This is a genomic window from Streptomyces sp. SP18CS02, assembly GCF_036322365.1.
Taxonomy (GTDB): domain Bacteria; phylum Actinomycetota; class Actinomycetes; order Streptomycetales; family Streptomycetaceae; genus Streptomyces.
Genome location: NZ_JAQYXC010000294.1, coordinates 170,098 through 185,951, shown reverse-complemented (window position 1 = coordinate 185,951; position 15,854 = coordinate 170,098). Strand labels below are relative to the sequence as shown.

The window sequence follows — 15,854 nt, the reverse complement described above, 5'->3', positions numbered from 1 at the left end:
TCCTCGGTCCGGAAGTCCCTTGACCTCAACTCTAGTTGAGGTCATAGCGTCCCTGTCATGACACAGACACGAACGGTCTCTCCCGCACCCTCCTCCTCCCTCACCCCCTCCCCCTCCCCCGCCCCCGCCGATCCCGTCGCCGAGGACAAGGACCTCGCCACGCAGCCCTTCGGCTACTGGGGCGGCAGGGCCCACAAGGCAGTGATCAACCACATCCGCGACGCCATGGCCCGTGTCGACGTGACCCAGCCGCAGTGGTGGACGCTGAACCGCGTCGATGCCGAGGGAGCGGGCCACCCCACGCGGGAGGACGTGATCACCGGGCTGGCCGAGATCGCGGACACGCCGTACGACGCCTCCCGTGCGGTGGACCACCTGCTGCACCGGGGCTGGATCGCTGTCGACACCGACGGCCGCCGCCTGCACCTGACGGAGGACGGCCGGGCCGCCAAGGCGCGGATCAAGACGCTCGTCACCGAGCTCCGGGCGGAGATCCACACCGGCATCGGCGACGAGGAGTACGTCGCCGCCCTCAAGGTCCTGCGCCGCATGATCGCGAACGTGGAGGCGGCCGGCCGGCGCGCCTAGAGGATTCGCCGGCGTCAGGCCGGGGCAGTCGGGTGACCTCCCCGGCCTCGTGTTCCTCAGCTCTGTTCGGCCGCGAGCTCGGTGGCGCGTGCGGTCTGTCCTGCCGGAGCGGCGCGGCGCTTCGTACCGGGTGCACCGGGTCTGCCCTGCGAGGGTACGGACGTGGTTCCGGCCGCTCGGGCGGGAACGTGCCGCCACCCCCGCGCGCGGTTCGTCGCGCGCCTCCACAGGCGGGGCAGGAAGGTGTAGAAGCGGTCCGGAAGGAACACGGCGTCCGCCACGATCATCGCGCCGGAGAAGAGGGGCAGCCCCATGAGCACCGCGATGCCGATGTGCATGCCCAGCAGTGCGGTCAGAACCGGGTACTTGAGCCTGCCGAAGAGCACGAACGGGAAGGCCACCTGGAGAAGCACCGTCACGTAACTGACGATCGCGATCAGGATCGCGTAGTCGTCCACCAGGTGGGAGAGCGCGGGCCACGGCTGGAAGAGTTCGAGGTTCAGGGCGTAGTGGAGTGCGGTGCCGCCGCCCCAGGTCGGCCCCTGGACCTTGTACAGGCCGGCTGATCCGTAGAGGAAGCACACCTGTGCCGCGATGATGAACATGCCGCAGTTGTGGACGACCGTGGTCAGGGTGTGACCGGCGTCCCTGAACTGCTGCGAGGGAAAACGCCTCGTCGGCCGTGGCGTGCCGCCCGCACGGGCCTCCTTGCGCCGGATCCTGCGGGCGTCCAGCGACCAGCGTCGTCCGCACGCGGTGAGGACGAGGTAGACGGCCATCAGCAGGATCAGGTTGTCGCCGCCGTCCGTCATGAAGATCGCTCTCGCGTGGAACGAGGTCACCGCGACGGCGAAGAGGACGGACGTGACCCGGGTCCGCCAGCCCAGCATGAACAGCGCCGACGTGACGAGGGCCGCCGCGTAGCAGAGTTCGAAGTAGACCGGGTCGTCGGACAGGAGCAGGACGCTGCTCCAGCCGGTCCGGTCGAAGAGCTGTTCCGCGAGCTCGGGAGTCCAGGGAGAGCCGGGTCCCCAGATCTCGTGACGATGCGGGAGCTCGCGCAGCAGGAAGATCAGGTAGAGCAGCCCGTAGCCGATGCGCAGGGCCGACGCGGCGTACAGGGACACCGGCCGGCCGGTGAGCAGCGTCCACAGGGCGCCGACCCGGTCGGGGAGCCGCCGCCGGCGTGCCGCGCCCTCTTCCGGAGGCTCCTGGGCCGAGGGGTGCTGTGGCGCAGCTGCCGTGGGAGGGGGCTGGGGGATCTGCTCAGTTCCCATGACGGGTCACCTTCCACCAGGGCAGGAGCCTGTTCTCGACGGGAGTCGGCGGGCGGTCCCCGGCCGTGGTGCCGGGTGCGGCGACGGGCAGCGTGACGACCCGGAGCTGGATGAAGTCGAAAGCGCCGCCCTTCGCGTGGGCGGCGACGCGGTCGGCGGCGATGTTGCGCAGGTACTCCCGCAGCAGCCCCGCCCGGTCCGAGCGCGCCGAGTCGTCTCCGCCGTGCGTGTCGGAATACGAGGTCCAGGCGCGGCGCAGAAGATTCTGGGCCGTGTGACTCGGGAACACGTTGTGCTCGACCGCCGCGTTGTCCACGGCGGTCAGGTCGAACCAGGGACTCACCCGCACCGATCCGTCGGAGGCGGTGTGTGCGGTACGCGCCAGGATCCGCCGGTTGGCGGAGTCGGGGTCCGGGGCGAACAGGCGCCAGTTCTGCTCGAAGAGCGGGTATACCCACGCGTTGATCTGCCGGTGGTAACGGGTGGAGACGGTATTGGGGGGAGCCACGTGAAGAAAGACGAGAACAGCATGGACGAATGTCGTCAGTACACACAGGATCACCGCGGCGTACAGCCCTGTTTTCAGTACACCGGCGCCCCTGGGCCGTCTGCCAGGAGCGAGGACCTCCTTTTGGCACCCCTGTGGGGCCGGACCGGAATCGGGCGGCTGAAGTTCCTCCACGCCCGCTGATTGCAATCCGCTCGACACCGCCCACCCGGTCTTTCTCATACGCGCTGTTCACGCCGGACACTTCTGCGGACGCTCACCGAAGGCGCGCGGCGGAGTCGAGGACGATTCCGCCGCGCGCCGTCATCCGGTGAACGGACCTACTGCGGCCTGCCGCTTAGCCCCGGTTACCTTCGTGGCCTTCGTGGCCTTCGTGGCCTTCGTGGCCCTCGGGGCCCTCGGAGGCTTCGTGGCCCTCGGGGCCCTCGGAGGCTTCGTGACCCTTGTGGCCCGCGGGCTTGTCGCCGTAGCCGTAGTGGTCACCGGGCTTCCCGCCGTGGCCGCGGCCCGGCTTGTCGGACGACCCGCTGTGCTCGTCACCCGGCTTGTTGCCGTAGTCCGGCCCGCCGTGCTCGTCACCCGGCTTGTTGCCGTAGTCCGGCCCGCCGGGCGCCTCGCCGTGCTCCTGGCCCGGCTTGTCGGACGACCCGCCGTGCTCCTCGCCCGGCTTGTTGCCGTAGTCGGGCAGTTCGGGCTTGCCGCCGTTCTGGCCGGTGGTGCTGCTGCCGGTGGTGTTGCCGGCGGTGTTGCCCGAGGAGCTGCCGGCGGTGACGTTCCCGGCGGTGTTGCCCGAGGTGTTCCCGGCGCTGTTGCCCGCGATGTTCCCCGAGGTGCCGCCGGTCGAGACGCCCAGGATCGGGCCGCCCAGGAGTCCGCCGCTGGTCAGACCCACGATCGTGCCGGTCGTCGTGCTACCGGACGTACCGGTCGTCGTGCCGGTGGTCGTACCGGTCGTCGCGCCCGTGGTCGTACCGGTGGTCGTGCCGGTCGTCGTGCCCGTGGTCGTACCACCGGTCGCGCACGACCCGAGGAAGATCCGGTTGGTGTCGAGCGTCACGGCCCCGTTACGGGCCAGCGCCCGGCCCTCGATGTTCGTCCCCGTGGTCACGCTGATCGACGTCAGAGCCATGATGGTGCCCACGAACGTGGAGTTCGTGCCGAGAGTGGCCGAGCTCCCGATCTGCCAGTACACGTTGCAGGCCGAGGCACCGTTCGTGAGGAGCACCCGGCTGCTGGACGCCGTCGTGAGGGCTTCCGGAATCTGGAACACCCAGACGGCGTTGGGGTCTCCGCCGGCGTCCAGGATCAGGTCGCCGGTGAGTCCGACACCCGCGGTGGCGGTGTGAACACCCGGAAGAAGCGTCTGACCCGCGCCGATTCCCGCCGCAAGCGCGAAGTCCGTGGCCTGGCCGGCCGCGTTGTTGTACGCCACGACCAGATCGCTCTTGGCCTGGAGGGCCACGGCGTCCGCCGCGTGCACGGCGCCCAGCACCAGGCCGGGCGGGAATCCGCTGATGGCCGGGTTCGGGTGCGTCCCGAGGTCGTGGCCGATCACCGAGGGCCCGGTGTTGGTGACACCTTGACCCGCCAGAACGGAGAAACTGGCTGCCGTGCCCAGGGGCACGGGCAGCGCGATGGCCGAGGCCGGTGTCGGGGTCACGGCAACCATCACAGCGGCGACCGTCGCCGCGACGGCCGAGGCCAGCCAGCCGGACAGAGCGCGGCGGTGCGCCGCTTGAGGGATTTTCAGCTTCATCGAGAGGCCATTTCCTGTGGGGGCCGTGGCCTGCCGGGCCCTACCCGCCCGGAAAGCCTTCCTGCTGTCGCTGCATATTACGCAGGAAGATTCCCTCGGCAAGAATACTTGAGCGAGAACCGGAAATTACCCATTAATGCAGTGCGGCAGCACCCTTCGGATATCCCACAATTTACCTGGCTGATCATCAGATATATCCGCCGAATACCTGACGTTCGAGTGAATCGCACCGGCCGGAAGTGCCCGCGCCCGAGCGATGGGCTCCCCCGGCCGTGAATGAATGCAGCCAGCCAGGTGATTTCACGGATATTCCACGCTGCGGGCGTGGCGGCCGATTCGCCGTCGACCGGATCAGAGCGGGCCGCACCATGAGGCGACCCTTCCCGCGAACCCGCCCGCCCGCAGTGCGGAGGCGTCCGGAGGAGCGGGACTCGGCGCGGGAGCGCCTGCCGACCCGTCGGCCGTCGGCGTCAGCCGTCGCCAAGTGGCGTGGCACGGGCCTGCGGATGGTCGTCCCCGCCGACGCCTCCGGCTCGACACGGGGGGCTCGACGGGGCGTGACCCACGCTGCGGCACGTCCTCGCCACCGGCGCCGTCGGCTGCCGCGTGCCCGCCGTCGGAATGCCCCGCTGCACGCGAACACGCGGCAGCGGGGAGAAGCGCCACGACGACCGTCGTGGCGACCGACGGCCGCCACCCGCACCTGACGGAGGACGGCCGGGCCGCCACGGCGCGGCTCAAGACGCTCGTCACCGAGCTCCGGGCGGAGATCCCCACCGGCATCGGCGACGAGAAGTACGGCGCTCCGCCCTCAAGGTCCTGCGCCGCGTGATCGCGAGCATGGAGGCGGCCGGCCGGCGCGCTCAGCCGACGGGAACCGTCTCCCGCAGGTAGCCGGTCAGCAGCTCCGTCACAGCGGCGGGCCGCTCCAGACTGGGGAGATGGCCCGCCCAGGGCAGTTCGAGGTACCGGGCGTCGGCGAGCAGACCCGGCAGCCGGGCCGCGATCTCCCGGAAGTCCGTCAGGTCGCGGCCGCCCGACAGCACGAGACAGGGCGCCTTGACCGCCGACAGGTCGAAGTCCACCTTGTTCCGCCCGGCCCCTTCGGGGGCGGCCAGTTGCACCTCGAAGGCATGCCGCTGCATGACGCGCACCGCCTCGCGGGCCGTCTCCTCCGCCTCCGGCCCCAGCCACGTGTCCACGTTGAGTTCCACGGCCCCCGCGACATCGCCCGCCTCAAGCAGCGCGTCCTCCCGCTCGCCGAACGCGCGCAGCTCGGCGGTCGGTTCATGCCCCGGCAGCCCGGTGCACAACAGCGCCATGGCGGATATCCGGTCCGGACGGCGCGCGGCGATCTCGACGGCGACACCGCCACCGTAAGAGGAGGCGATCAGCGCCGCCTGCTCGATGCCGAGGGTGTCCAGCAGGTCCAGTACATCCTCGGCGTCGTTGTGGCGCCGGTCGGGCAGGGGAGACGCGCCGAAGCCACGGAAGTCGCAACGGACCACCTGGTATCCGGCGTCGACCAGGGCGGGCACCTGCGGATCCCACATCCTCCGGTCGCACACCCCGGAGTGCAGGAGTACCAGCGCGGGACCGTCCCCGGTCACGTCATAAGCGAGAGTCATGGGCAGACCCTAAGCGGTGAGTGATCAAACTGCCCAGGAATTCCCCGTCGACGGCCTCACCACCCGGCTCGCGCACATCGGCATCGCCCGGCGCGCCCTCGCCACGGGCGTGTCGGCAACCGCGTGCCTATCGTTGGAATGCGCGGCTGCATGCGAACACGCGGCAGCGGGGAGGAGCGCCACGATGACCGTCGTAGAGACCGACAGGATCGACATGGCCGAGAGCGACGACGAACGCATCCTGGACGAGATGTTCGAGGCGCTGGATCGGAAGCCCTTCTCCGAGGGATACCGGATCGAGATCGTCGGGGGAGCCGTCCACATGTCGCCGCAGCGGAACACCCACTGGAAGATCATCCGGCGGATCGTCCGGGCGCTGGAGGACGCACTCGGACTGGATGTCGAGGTGACCTCCGACGTGCGCATCGACTTCCCCGGCCGGCTGAACGGCTTCTGCCCCGACGTGGCGAAGATGCGCGCGGGCGCCGTGCCGGACAGCTGCGGCCGGTGGCGCCACCAGAGCGTCGAGTTCGTCGCCGAGGTCATCTCACGGGAAACCGCCGCCAACGACTACGGCCCCAAGAAAGCCGCCTACGCCGCCGCCGAGGTGCCCGTCTACCTCATCGCCGACCCGTACCAGGGCCGGTGTCATGTGTACACCCAGCCCAAGGGAGACGACTACGTCACGGAGACGACGGTTGCCTTCGGCGGAGACATCGACCTGACCCGCACCTCTCTCGGCCTCACCCTCACCACCGCCGACTTCCCGCGCGACTGACACCCGTCCTGACACCCGTCCTGCCGCCCGTCCTGACGCCCCTCCCGCGCCGACGCGCGGGTGGGGCGCTCTTGCCTGGAGCGCGCTCCAGGGCGTTGGCTGTGTTCATGAAGTACACGCAGCTCGGACGCACCGGACTCAAGGTCAGCCGACTCGTCCTCGGCACAATGAACTTCGGGCCCCAGACCGACGAAGCCGGTAGCCACGCCATCATGGACTCCGCGCTCGACGCGGGTATCAATTTCTTCGACACCGCCAACGTGTACGGCTGGGGCGAGAACAAGGGCCGTACCGAGGAGATCATCGGATCCTGGTTCGCCCGGGGCCGCGACCGGCGGGACAAGGTCGTCCTCGCCACCAAGGTGTACGGGTCGATGGCCGCGGACGGAGAGGTCTGGCCGAACCACGACAAGCTTTCCGCGGTCAACATCCGCCGGGCCGTCGAGGGCAGTCTCAAGCGGCTCAACACCGACTACATCGACGTCTACCAGTTCCACCACATCGACCGGCGGACCCCCTTCGAGGAGATCTGGCAGGCGGTCGACGTCCTCATCCAGCAGGGCAAGATCCTCTACGCCGGGTCCAGCAACTTCCCCGGCTACAAGATCGCCCAGGCCAACGAGACCGCCGCCCGGCGCGGCAGCCTCGGCCTGGTCAGCGAGCAGTGCCTGTACAACCTGGCCGAGCGGCGCGCCGAGATGGAGGTCATCCCGGCCGCGCAGGAGTACGGCCTGGGCGTCATCCCCTGGTCGCCGCTGCACGGCGGACTGCTCGGCGGTGTGATCAAGAAGGAGAGCGAGGGAGCGCGCCGCACCCAGGGCCGTTCCGCCGACGCCCTCGCCGACACCTCGGTACGCGAGCAGATCCAGGCGTACGAGAACCTGCTCGACAAGCACGGGCTGCTGCCCGGCGAGGTGGCCCTGGCATGGCTGCTCACCCGGCCCGGCGTGACCGGCCCGATCGTCGGTCCGCGCACGGCCGAGCAGCTCGATTCCGCGCTGCGGGCCGTCGAGCTGGAGCTGCCGCAGGAGGTGCTGACGGAGCTGGACGCGATCTTCCCCGGGCCGGGGCCGTCGCCGGAGGCCTTCGCCTGGTAGGCGGGGCACAGGGCGGCGCCGCGCGAGGCGTCACACCACCGAGGCCACCGCGATGATGGCGAACATCAGCACAAGCACACCGGCCATGATCCGGTTTCGGGTCTTCGGGTCCACGCTCCGAGGTTAACGCGGCCCGCGGACGAGGACGGTCCCGCCCCTCGGTCCGGAGAGGCGGGACCGTACCGGCGAAGTTGATCAGCCCCGCGACGGGGGCGAGGGCCGGGGCGGGTCCTCCGGCACCGGCCGGGTCGGCGGAGGCGTTGCCGCCGCGCCGGCCGGGCGAAGGGCGAACCGGCCCCGTCGGGCCGGCGTTCGCCGCTCGGCGCCCGCCGGGCCGGGGCTCGCTGGGCCGAGGCTCGCTGGGCCGAGGCTCGCCGTTCGGCGCCGTTCGCGGGTCACTGGCCCAGGGGCCAGGAGCCGAACGTCTCGTACCGGGGCTGGTCGCCCTGGACCCCGCTCCGGGGGAGGTTGCTCCGTACGAGCGCCAGCTCGGCGACGTCCCACCGGGTGCCCTCGAAGTGTTCCAGCTCCTCCACGTACGGACGCAGATCGGTGTCCGTACGGCCGCGTGCCAGCGTCAGATGGGCCTGGTAGCGGCGGTGCTCCTCCATGGGGATGCCGGCGCGCCGGGCGGCCGCGTCGGCGCGCTCGGCGAGCAGCCGCAGCTGGTCCAGGCCGCCCGCCGCGCCCGCCCACAGCGCCCGCCGGCCGAACCGCCCGCCGCCGTGTATGCGCAGCGGGAACGGTGGGGTGCGGTGCGCGGCGCGGGCGAGCCGGCCGCGCAGCTCCGGCAGCAGCCCCTCGTCCACCTCGCCCATGAACGCCAGGGTGTAGTGCCAGCCGGGGCGGCCGGTCCAGCGCAGTTCGTCCGCGCCCGGCAGGGCCCGCAGACGGTCCACGGCGACGGCGAGTTCGTCGACGGCCACGGGCGGCGGCAGCACGGCAGCGAAAAGCCTCATGCGGGGAGTCTGGCACGGTCCGCCGCCCCCTCCGTACGCTCCGCCGATGAAGATCAGGACGGCCCGCCGGGGCCCCTGCTCCGTCTTCTTCGCGCGAGGAGGGCTTCTCCCCCTCGCGCGACGCTCAGGCCGCCGTCGCCAGCTGCTCGCGCGGCACGAACCGCACGTGCGGGTGGCCCCGGCGCATGTCGAGCTTCAGCCGCAGGCCGCCCACCCGGGCCAGCACCAGGCCGATCAGCACGGCGGCGGCCATCGAGACCGCGCCGCCCACGGCGAAGCCGACGCGGGCACCATAGGTGTCGGTGATCCAGCCCAGCAGGGGCGCGCCCAGCGGCGTACCGCCGACGAACACCATCATGTACAGGCTCATCACCCGGCCGCGCATGACCGGGTCGGTCGCCATCTGGACGGACGAGTTGGCGGTGACGTTCACGGTCAGACCGATCATGCCGATCGGCACCAGCAGCAGCGCGAACAGCCAGAAGGACGGGGACAGCGCCGCCGCGATCTCCAGCAGACCGAAGAGCACCGCCGCGCCCACCAGCATCCGCAGCCGGGAGCTGCCGCGCCGGGCCGCCAGCAGCGCGCCGACGAGCGAGCCGGCCGCCATCAGGGTGTTGAGGAAGCCGTACGTCCCCGCCCCGACGTGGAAGACCTCGTCGGAGAACGCGGTGAGCCAGATCGGGAAGTTGAACCCGAAGGTGCCGATGAAGCCGACCAGCATGATCGGCCAGATCAGATCGGGCCGTCCCGCGACGTAGCGCAGCCCCTCCCGGAGCTGGCCCTTGCCGCGCGGGGCCCGTTCCGTCCTGTGCAGCTCGCCGGGGCGCATCAGCAGCAGGGCGGTGAGCGGCGCGAGGAAGGACAGGCCGTTGACCAGGAACGCCCAGCCGCTGCCGATCGAGGCGATGAGGACGCCGGCGACGGCGGGGCCGATCAGCCGGGCGGACTGGAAGTTGGCGGAGTTCAGGCTGACGGCGTTGCGGAGCTGGCCGGGGCCGACCATCTCGGAGACGAAGGACTGGCGGGACGGCGTGTCGACGACCGTCACCATGCCGAGCAGGAACGCGATCAGGTAGACGTGCCACACCTGGACGTGACCGGAGAGGGTCAGCGCGGCCAGCGCGAGGCCGCACAGGCCGAGGGCGCCCTGGCTGACGAGTAGCAGGCGCCGCTTGGGGTAGCGGTCGGCGATGACACCGCCGTACAGGCCGAAGAGCAGCATCGGGAGGAACTGCAGGGCCGTGGTGATGCCGACGGCGGCCGCCGAGCCGGTGAGGCTCAGGACCAGCCAGTCCTGGGTGATGCGGGCCATCCAGGTACCGGTGTTGGAGACGATGGCGCCGGTGAAGAAAAGCCGGTAGTTGCGGACCTTGAGCGAGGAGAACGTCCCCGAGGTCGCGGGCTTCCCGATGTCGTGGTCGGAGTTGTGTGCGGGGGCGGAGTCTGCTCCGGATCCCGTACTCAAAAGGTTCGCCTCCTCGGCGTCCGGGGTCTACAGATGTGCGAGCTTCTCCAGTACGGGGGCGGCCTCGCGAAGCTTGGCCCACTCGTCCTCGTCCAGGCCCTCGACGAGGGTCGCCAGCCAGGCGTTCCGCTTGCGGCGGGACTCTTCGAGCATGGCCTCGGCCACCTCGGTCGGGCTGACCACCTTCTGCCGGCGGTCGTCGGGGTGCGGCTCCAGCAGGACCAGTCCCTTGGCTTCGAGCAGCGCCACGATGCGGGTCATCGACGGCGGCTGTACGTGCTCCTTGCGGGCCAGCTCGCCGGGGGTGGCCGAGCCGCACAGGGAGAGGGTGCCGAGGACCGACATCTCGGTCGGGCTCAGCGACTCGTCGACGCGCTGGTGCTTCAGGCGTCGGCCCAGCCGCATGACGGCCGAGCGCAGGGCGTTCACGGCGGCCACGTCGTCGCCGTGGGAAAGGTCAGGCATGTTCATTAGCATAACTCATTACCCAGTCTAAAGACCAGCCGAGGGGGACCACTCCCGGGACCGTCACCCGAAGGGGTGAGTGCAGGCCGGAAAGTGACGCGCGGACCAGGCCATGCCGGTCACCCTGACCGGCATGGCATCGACAGTGCTCAGCCTGCGGATAGACGGTGAGCTGCTCGACCGGGTCAAGCGGCATGCCGCCAGAAGCGGAATGAGCGTCCAGGACTATGTGGTCCGGACGCTCATTCGCGACGACTTCGACGAACGCTTCGAGGCGGCGGTCGACGAGACGGAGAGGTTCTACGGGCTGACGCGGCCCACGTGAGGCCGGTGGGCCCCGACCATGAGGTGGGGCCGATGAGGCCGGTGGGCCGCGACTGCCAGGTGGGGCCGGTGAGGCCGGTTGTTATGTGAGACCCAGGGCCGGCATGGCGTAGTAGAAGACGAAGACCGCCGACACCACGTACATCGCGACGGGGACCTCCCGGCCACGCCCGGCGGCGAGCCGCAGCACGCTGAAGGCGATGAAGCCGATGCCGATGCCGTTGGTGATCGAGTAGGTGAACGGCATCATCATCATGGCCAGGAACGCGGGCACCGCGATGGTGAAGTCGCTCCAGTCGATGTCCTTGACGGACCCGGCCAGGATCAGGAAGCCGACCGCCAGCAGGGCGGGGGTGGCCGCCTGGGACGGGACCATCGTGGCCACCGGCGTCAGGAACAGCGCGACCGCGAAGAGCGCGCCCGAGACGACGGACGCCAGGCCGGTACGGGCCCCCTCGCCGACGCCGGCCGTGGACTCGACGAAGCAGGTGCTGGCCGAGGACGAGGTGGCGCCACCGGCGGCGACGGCGACACCGTCGACCAGCAGGACCTTGTTGATGCCGGGGAAGTGGCCTTCCTTGTCCATCAGCTTGGCCTCGTCGCCGACGCCGAGGATGGTGCCCATCGCGTCGAAGAAGCAGGACAGCAGGACGGTGAAGACGAAGAGGCAGCCGGTGAGGACGCCGACCTTCTCGAAGCCGCCGAACAGGCTGAAGCGACCCACCAGACCGAAGTCGGGCGTGGCCACCGGGTTGCCGGGCCACGTCGGGGTGGTCAGACCCCAGGAGGGGACGGTCGCGACCGCGTTGATGACCATCGCGACGATCGTCATCACGACGATGGAGATGAGGATGGCGCCCGGCACCTTGCGGATGATCAGCGCCAGGGTGAGCAGCGTGCCGAGGACGAAGACCAGGATCGGCCAGCCGGTGAGGTGCCCGCCGGTGCCCAGCTGGAGCGGGACGGTGGTGTGGGCGGCGTCCGGGATGCGGGAGACGAAGCCCGAGTCGACCAGGCCGATCAGCATGATGAACAGGCCGATGCCGATCGCGATGCCCTTGCGCAGGCCGACGGGGACGGCGCTCATCACGCGCTCGCGCAGGCCCGTGGCGACCAGGAGCATGACGACGAAGCCCGCGAGGACGACCATGCCCATCGCGTCGGGCCACGACATGCGGGGCGCGAGCTGGAGGGCGACGACCGTGTTGACGCCGAGACCGGCGGCCAGGGCGATCGGCACGTTGCCGATGACACCCATGAGCAGCGTGGAGAACGCGGCGGTCAGCACGGTGGCGGTGACCAGCTGGCCACTGTCGAGCTGGTGCCCGTACATGTCCTTGGCGCTGCCGAGGATGATCGGGTTCAGCACGATGATGTAGGCCATCGCGAAGAAGGTCGCGAATCCGCCGCGTACCTCACGGGCGACCGTGGAGCCGCGCTCCGAGATCTTGAAGAAGCGGTCCAGGCCGTTGGTCGGCTGCTGGTGGCCGGGCGGCTGGGCGCCGGTGTCCACCGGGGCAGTGGCCGAGGAGGGCATGCGAAACCTCAGAGGTACGGGAAGCGGAATGGGATGGGGGTGACTTCCGGATGATCGGTTTTGTACATTCACACGAACAAAACCAGTCAGACGTAAGCCGTTTCAGTATGAATACATCAAGCGAAGATCGCTATCTCCGCGCGTAGACCCTTGCCCCACCTGGGCGCTGCGGACCCTCCGGACCCCGGCGGCGCCCGGCCTACACTGAACGCATGGCGAAGTGGACCCCCAAGTACGAGGCACCTGACCCCCTGGAGGGGCCCGTCGTCGCGACCATCACCGGCGGGACGGTCATCTGGTTCGTCCTCTTCCTGGTCCAGCTCCCCTTCTACGGCTGGTTCGACGACCGCGACCTGGCGTGGTGGGTGTGGACCTGCCTGGCGGGCGCGGGCCTCGGACTGGTGGGCATCTGGTACGTCCGCAGGCGCGACGCCGCGATCAAGCGCGACGCGGCGCGCCAGGGCGACGCGGCGATCGACGGCGCGGCCACCGGCCCGACCGCCTGACGGAGCGAAACCCCGGGGCCCGGCCCCCACTCGGCCCCCTCGGCCCCACCCGGCCCCACCCGGCCCCACCCGGCCCCGCCCGCACGGGCCTGCTTCCTTCCCCGCCGCTCGGATCGGTCCGGACCGGTGATCGGTCCGGACCGGTGAGCGGCGTTCGGTGCCCGGGGCATCCCCAGACCCTCCGGGGCCGAGGGGACGCGTCGCACGGCGGAGGAGAGTGGCCACGCGGTGGGGGCACCTCCCGTGCCCGAAGGGCTACGAGGGAGCGGGGTGCCAGGCGTCGCGACCCCGGCACGATCGGCGGGACACCCCCTACGGCCGGGGGACCATTCGTGTCCTACCACGGTCGGATCTTCGTGCCGCTCGGCGGGTGAACGCGCCCCCGCGGCCGTACCGTCGGAACCATGAGGCAGCGGGCGAAGATCCACACGGACGGAACGGAACCGGACGGCTCGGAATCGGGCGGAACGGCGCCCGCCATCGACGCCGGCGCGGAGCTCGACCCCGTGCACCCGATGACCCCGCCCCGGCCACGCGTCCGGCACCGGGCGGGGGGGCTCACCTCCGCCGAGGTCGCCGAGCGGGTCGCCCGGGGCGAGGTCAACGACGTCCCGGTCCGCAGCTCCCGCTCCACCGCCGACATCATCAGGGGCAACGTCCTCACCCGCTTCAACGCCATCATCGGCGTCCTCTGGGTGATCATGCTGATCGTCGCGCCGATCCAGGACAGCCTCTTCGGCTTCGTGATCATCGCCAACACCGGCATCGGCATCATCCAGGAACTGCGCGCCAAGAAGACCCTCGACAGCCTGGCCGTCATAGGCGAGGCCAGGCCCACCGTCCGGCGCGACGGCACGTCGACGCCGGTGCCGACGTCCGGGATCGTGCTGGGCGACTGCATCGAACTCGGCCCGGGGGACAAGGTCGTGGTCGACGGCGAGGTCGCCGAGGCGGACAGTCTGGAGATCGACGAGTCGCTGCTGACGGGCGAGGCGGACCCCGTGGTCAAGAAGCCCGGCGACATCGTCATGTCGGGCAGCTTCGTCGTCGCGGGCGGCGGCGCGTTCACCGCCACCAAGGTGGGCCGGGAGGCGTACGCCGCGCAGCTCGCCGAGGAGGCGTCCCGCTTCACCCTCGTCCAGTCCGAGCTGCGCTCGGGCATCTCGACGATCCTCAAGTACGTGACGTGGATGATGGTCCCGACCGCCACCGGGCTCGTCATCAGCCAGCTCGTCGTCAAGGACACCGACTTCAAGGGCTCCGTCGCCCGGACCGTCGGCGGCATCGTCCCGATGATCCCCGAGGGCCTGGTCCTGCTCACCTCGGTCGCCTTCGCCATCGGCGTCATCCGGCTCGGCCGCAAGCAGTGCCTCGTCCAGGAACTGCCCGCCATCGAGGGCCTCGCCCGCGTCGACGTCGTCTGCCTCGACAAGACCGGCACCCTCACCGAGGGCGCCATGGACGTCACGGAGCTGAGGATCCTCGGCTCCGCGTCCGACGCCTCGCGGCAGGGCGGGGACCCGGCGGACCGGGGCGGCTCGGACGAGGCGTACCTGCGCAAGGTCCTCGGCGCGCTCGGTGAGTCCGACCCCCGGCCCAACACCTCCCTCCAGGCCGTCATCGACGCCTACCCGGACAGCGACGACTGGCGCTGCACCGAGTCGCTGCCCTTCTCCTCCGCCCGCCAGTACAGCGGGGCGGCCTTCAGCGAGGGCGACGGCCGCACCAGCACCTGGCTGCTCGGCGCGCCCGACGTGCTGCTGCCCGAGGACGACCCGGAGCTCGAAGGGATCGAGGACCTCAACCAGCAGGGCCTGCGGGTGCTGCTCCTCGCCCGCGTCCACGGCGAACTCACCGACCCCCAGGTGGCGGCGGGCGCCCGGGCCGCCGCCCTCGTCGTCCTGGAGCAACGGCTGCGCCCCGACGCCGCGGACACCCTCGCCTACTTCGCCGACCAGGACGTGGCCGCCAAGGTCATCTCGGGTGACAACGCCGTCTCGGTCGGCGCGGTCGCCGGAAAGCTCGGCCTGCCCGGCTCCGACCGGACCGTGGACGCCCGCCGCCTCCCCCAGGAGCGGGAGCAGATGGCGAAGGCGCTCGACGAGGGCGCCGTCTTCGGCCGGGTCACCCCGCGGCAGAAGCGGGACATGGTCGGCGCGCTCCAGTCGCGCGGCCACACGGTCGCCATGACGGGCGACGGCGTCAACGACGTCCTGGCCCTCAAGGACGCCGACATCGGCGTCGCCATGGGCTCCGGCTCCGAGGCGACCCGGGCCGTCGCCCAGATCGTCCTGCTCGACAACAGCTTCGCCGCACTGCCCTCGGTCGTGGCCGAGGGCCGCCGGGTCATCGGCAACATCACCCGGGTCGCGACGCTCTTCCTCAGCAAGACCGTCTACTCGGCGCTGCTGGCGATCCTCGTCGTGTGCAGCGGCGTCGACTACCCGTTCCTGCCCCGCCACCTGACGCTGCTGTCCACGCTCACCATCGGCGTGCCCGCCTTCTTCCTGGCCCTGGCGCCGAACAAGGAGCGGGCCAGGCCGCACTTCGTGCGCCGGGTGATGCGCTACGCCATCCCGAGCGGCATCGTGGCGGCCGCGGCCACCTTCTGCACGTATCTGCTGGCGCGCGCCCACTACAGCGGCCCGGACGCCCTCGGCGCGGAGACCAGCGCCGCGACGCTGACGCTGTTCCTGGTGTCCCTCTGGGTGCTGGCGATCATCGCCCGCCCCTACACGTGGTGGCGGGTCGGGCTGGTCGCGGCGATGGGCCTGGCGTTCCTGGTGGTGCTCGTCGTGCCCTGGCTCCAGACCTTCTTCGCCCTGCGGCTGGTGGGCACGACGATGCCGTGGGCGGCGGTGGGGGTCGCGGCGGCGGGCGGCGCGGTCCTGGAGCTCGCCTGGCGGTGGGTCGACCGCAGGTTCCCCGCCTGAGGTGGACGGGGGCGGCGTCCCGGCTCCCGC

15 protein-coding genes are annotated in these 15,854 nt (G+C 70.8%); 7 read left to right on the top strand and 8 right to left on the bottom strand.

Annotation, left to right across the window (positions count from 1 at the left end):
* Positions 1–57 precede the first annotated feature (57 nt).
* Positions 58–588, top strand: coding sequence for a MarR family winged helix-turn-helix transcriptional regulator (locus PUR26_RS25190; protein ID WP_329875301.1), 531 nt, complete (start codon positions 58–60; stop codon positions 586–588).
* Between the two features lie 56 nt (positions 589–644).
* Here the strand turns inward: PUR26_RS25190 and PUR26_RS25185 are convergent, their stop codons facing one another.
* From PUR26_RS25185 to PUR26_RS25175, 3 genes are all read right to left on the bottom strand, one after another.
* Positions 645–1,865 carry an HTTM domain-containing protein gene (locus tag PUR26_RS25185; RefSeq protein WP_329875299.1) on the bottom strand — a complete coding sequence of 407 codons (1,221 nt, stop codon included), beginning with the start codon at positions 1,863–1,865 and terminating at the stop codon, positions 645–647.
* The gene (locus PUR26_RS25180) at positions 1,855–2,373 is read right to left on the bottom strand and encodes a DUF5819 family protein (protein ID WP_329875297.1); all 519 of its coding nucleotides are present in this window, start codon (positions 2,371–2,373) and stop codon (positions 1,855–1,857) included. The genes PUR26_RS25185 and PUR26_RS25180 overlap by 11 nt, the downstream gene beginning before the upstream one ends.
* A gap of 337 nt (positions 2,374–2,710) precedes the next feature.
* The gene (locus tag PUR26_RS25175; protein WP_329875295.1) at positions 2,711–4,129 is read right to left on the bottom strand and encodes an ice-binding family protein; all 1,419 of its coding nucleotides are present in this window, start codon (positions 4,127–4,129) and stop codon (positions 2,711–2,713) included.
* Between the two features lie 676 nt (positions 4,130–4,805).
* Here PUR26_RS25175 and PUR26_RS25170 point away from each other — a divergent pair.
* Positions 4,806–4,961 (top strand): hypothetical protein, encoded by a 156-nt coding sequence (locus PUR26_RS25170; protein ID WP_329875293.1) that lies wholly within the window; start codon positions 4,806–4,808, stop codon positions 4,959–4,961.
* Positions 4,962–4,992: 31 nt separating this feature from the next.
* On the opposite strand, the gene PUR26_RS25165 is transcribed toward PUR26_RS25170, so the two are convergent.
* Positions 4,993–5,757, bottom strand: a complete 765-nt coding sequence (locus PUR26_RS25165) for an alpha/beta fold hydrolase (RefSeq protein ID WP_329875291.1) — start codon at positions 5,755–5,757, stop codon at positions 4,993–4,995.
* 184 nt (positions 5,758–5,941) lie between these two features.
* Between PUR26_RS25165 and PUR26_RS25160 the strand changes: the two genes are divergently transcribed.
* Both PUR26_RS25160 and PUR26_RS25155 read left to right on the top strand, forming a co-directional pair.
* Positions 5,942–6,535, top strand: coding sequence for a Uma2 family endonuclease (locus PUR26_RS25160; RefSeq protein ID WP_329875289.1), 594 nt, complete (start codon positions 5,942–5,944; stop codon positions 6,533–6,535).
* A gap of 107 nt (positions 6,536–6,642) precedes the next feature.
* On the top strand, positions 6,643–7,632 hold the full coding sequence (locus tag PUR26_RS25155; protein ID WP_329875287.1) for an aldo/keto reductase: 990 nt from the start codon (positions 6,643–6,645) through the stop codon (positions 7,630–7,632).
* A 395-nt stretch (positions 7,633–8,027) separates the two neighbouring features.
* Here PUR26_RS25155 and thpR read toward each other — a convergent pair whose 3' ends face one another.
* The 3 genes from thpR to PUR26_RS25140 form a co-directional block, all read right to left on the bottom strand.
* Positions 8,028–8,591: an RNA 2',3'-cyclic phosphodiesterase gene (gene thpR, locus PUR26_RS25150; RefSeq protein ID WP_329875285.1), complete on the bottom strand. Its 564-nt coding sequence runs from the start codon at positions 8,589–8,591 to the stop codon at positions 8,028–8,030.
* Between the two features lie 124 nt (positions 8,592–8,715).
* Positions 8,716–10,059, bottom strand: a complete 1,344-nt coding sequence (locus tag PUR26_RS25145) for an MFS transporter (protein ID WP_329875283.1) — start codon at positions 10,057–10,059, stop codon at positions 8,716–8,718.
* Between the two features lie 27 nt (positions 10,060–10,086).
* The gene (locus PUR26_RS25140) at positions 10,087–10,524 is read right to left on the bottom strand and encodes a MarR family winged helix-turn-helix transcriptional regulator (RefSeq protein ID WP_329875281.1); all 438 of its coding nucleotides are present in this window, start codon (positions 10,522–10,524) and stop codon (positions 10,087–10,089) included.
* 133 nt (positions 10,525–10,657) lie between these two features.
* On the opposite strand from PUR26_RS25140, the gene PUR26_RS25135 reads away from it, so the two are divergent.
* Positions 10,658–10,849 (top strand): ribbon-helix-helix protein, CopG family, encoded by a 192-nt coding sequence (locus tag PUR26_RS25135; protein ID WP_329875279.1) that lies wholly within the window; start codon positions 10,658–10,660, stop codon positions 10,847–10,849.
* 81 nt (positions 10,850–10,930) lie between these two features.
* Here the strand turns inward: PUR26_RS25135 and PUR26_RS25130 are convergent, their stop codons facing one another.
* Positions 10,931–12,385 carry an NCS2 family permease gene (locus PUR26_RS25130; protein WP_329875277.1) on the bottom strand — a complete coding sequence of 485 codons (1,455 nt, stop codon included), beginning with the start codon at positions 12,383–12,385 and terminating at the stop codon, positions 10,931–10,933.
* Positions 12,386–12,597: 212 nt separating this feature from the next.
* Here PUR26_RS25130 and PUR26_RS25125 point away from each other — a divergent pair, with 212 nt between their 5' ends.
* Positions 12,598–12,891, top strand: a complete 294-nt coding sequence (locus PUR26_RS25125) for a DUF2530 domain-containing protein (protein WP_329875275.1) — start codon at positions 12,598–12,600, stop codon at positions 12,889–12,891.
* Positions 12,892–13,295: 404 nt separating this feature from the next.
* Positions 13,296–15,824 (top strand): HAD-IC family P-type ATPase, encoded by a 2,529-nt coding sequence (locus PUR26_RS25120; RefSeq protein WP_329875273.1) that lies wholly within the window; start codon positions 13,296–13,298, stop codon positions 15,822–15,824.
* Positions 15,825–15,854: the final 30 nt, after the last annotated feature.